Annotated in this window: 1 protein-coding gene and 1 pseudogene; both read right to left on the bottom strand. The window is 72.8% G+C overall.

The features are described 5' to 3' along the window. Positions 1-75 precede the first annotated feature (75 nt). Entirely contained in the window at positions 76-1,350 is a 1,275-nt protein-coding gene (devC, locus tag HW577_RS23880; protein WP_232475210.1) for an ABC transporter permease DevC, read from the bottom strand. After that, a pseudogene (locus HW577_RS23875) lies at positions 1,347-2,294 on the bottom strand (efflux RND transporter periplasmic adaptor subunit); the annotation flags it as partial. The gene devC and the pseudogene HW577_RS23875, both read right to left, overlap by 4 nt.

The raw sequence follows: 2,294 nt of genomic DNA, 5'->3' as shown, positions 1-2,294 counted from the left end.
GCGCGCGCCCCGCGGGGCGGCCGCGCCCCGCGTCCCCCCCCCCCCCCCCCCCCCGACGCACCACGACCCACCGCATCAGAACATGTCCGCCGGGCTGGCGTCGCGCAGTTTGCGCATGGCCAGCAGGCCGGCTGTCGCGCACATCGCGAAGATCAGTCCGAACACCATGGTCGCGCGTTCGAGTGTCATGGCCAGCGGCAGGAAGGTGGCGGATGCGACCACGTCGTAGAGCCAGATGCACAGGGCCGCGCCGGGCAGGAAGCCGATGATGGCGAGGATCAGCGCCGCAGCCATGACGACGCGCGCGAGGTAGAAGTTGGAATAGCCGATCGCCTTCAGCGTCGCGTATTCGCGCAGGTGGTTGGCGATGTCCGAGAACAGGATCTGGTAGACGATCACCATCCCCACGATCAGCCCCATGACGGAGCCGAAGGCGAAGATGAAGCCGATCGGCGTGGCCGTTTCCCAGTAGTTGCGTTCATGCGCGACGAGTTCGGCGTGGGTGAGCACGACGACGTCGCGCGGCAGGATCTCCCGCAGCCGCGCCTGTGCGGCGGCGACATCCGTGCCGGGCTGCAGGCGGATGGCGACGAGGTCGGTGTTGCTCGGATGGCGTTCGCGCACCATGCGGCGGAAGTTCACCTCGTTCATGACGAGGTTGCCGTCGGCGCCGAAGGACGGACCGATGGAGACGAGCCCCGCGACCTCGACCATGCGGTTGCCGACCTGCACCTCGAAGGGGCCGCGTTCGGCAAACAGGCGCGCGACGTCGCCGAATTCGGGGCGCGATCGCGCGTCGAAGCCGACCGCGTCGATGCGGCGCAGGGCGGGCGCGATGGCGTCGAGCCCGTCGAAATGCACCGCGCCGGCCTCGATGTCGAAGCCGATCATCTGGATGGCGCGGCGCGATCCGTCCTCGGGATTCCGCCAGGTGGTCTGCGCCATGTAGACGGGCACGGCCTGCGCCACTTCCGGCAGGGCAAGCGCCTGGTGGGCGCGGATGCGCGGCAGCGGCTCCGGCCGGAAGGAGGCGGTGGTGAGCGGGTTCATCAGGAACAGCTCGGCTTCCATCGCCGAGAGCAGGCGCGTCGCGCTGTCGAACAGCGCGGAGCGGAAGCCGAGCTGCATGAACACCAGCACGGCGGCGAACATCACGCCCGCCATGGCGGAAAACAGCCGCGCGCGCTCGGCGCGCAATTGCCGCCAGGCGAGGCGGAGCGGCAGCAGCAGCGCGGCAAGGGGCCGCGGGCCAGGGGCGGGCTTCGGTGACGGCATGGCGGGCTCGCTGGCGGCTTCGCCGGTGCGTTCCGGCGCCCAGGGCAGCAGCGGTGCCTTGCTGATCGCGTTCATGGCCGGATCGCCACCTGGACCTGCATGTTGGACCGGCGGCGCAGTGCGGCGCTGCCGGCTTCGTCGAGCAGCAAACGCACCTCGACCGTGCGGCTATCCACGGCCGCGACCGGGTCGGTGTTCGCCTGGGTCTGGCGGCGCACGGTCCATCCGATCTGGCCGACCGTCGCCTCGAAGCGGCGGGGCTCGCCGGGGACGACGACCTCGGCCCGCGCGCCTTCGCGCAGGCGCGGCAGGTCGGTTTCATACACGTCGGCGACGATGATCATGCGGGACAGGTCGCCAATCTCCATCAGCCCGTCATTGCCGACCTGGTCGCCCGGCAGGGCGACGATGCGCAGGATGGTGCCGGCGAAGGGCGCGCGGACGCGGGAGAGCTCGGCATCCGCCTCCGCCTTGGCCAGCGCGGCGCGCGCGGCGGCGAGGCGCGCTTCGGCCAGCGCGATGTCCTCCGGGCGGGAGGAGAGCAGGCTGTCGAGTTCCGCTTCCGCCTGGCGGAGTTCGGCGGCGAGACGGACGGCCAGGGCGCGGTTGCGGTCGGCCGCGGCGACGGCGCCGGCGCCGGTCGGCACGAGGCGTTCGGAGCGTTCCGCTTCGCGCGACGCGAGTTCCTGCTGCGCGGTGAGCGCGGCGATCCGGGCGCGCTGCGCCTCGATCTCGGTCGGGCGGCCGGCGGCGCGGATGCGGGCGAGGCTCGCTTCGGTCTCGGCCACGGTGGCGCGGGCCTGGGCGACGGCGGCGTCCTTCTGCGCCGCGTCGGCGAATTCGGCGAGGAGCTGGCCCTCGGCGACCGTGTCCCCTTCCGCGACGAGCAGCCGGTCGAGCCGCGTGACGGCCATGCCGCCCGGCTGCGTCAGGCGGCGGATGCGGGAGACGGGCTCGACGCGGCCGAGCGCGCCGACGCCGACGGGCGCTGCGGGCGCGGTGGCGGCGGGGGCGGTCGC

It is taken from the genome of Neoroseomonas rubea, from assembly GCF_016106015.1.
GTDB lineage: Bacteria > Pseudomonadota > Alphaproteobacteria > Acetobacterales > Acetobacteraceae > Neoroseomonas > Neoroseomonas rubea.
Note: the sequence above shows the minus strand (reverse complement) of the source record. Positions and strands in the feature narration are given on the sequence as shown.

Bases quoted from the DNA above. Each gene is read 5' to 3' on its own strand.
- devC (WP_232475210.1), bottom strand. From the start codon at position 1,350: ATGAACGCGATCAGCAAGGCACCGCTGCTGCCCTGGGCGCCGGAACGC.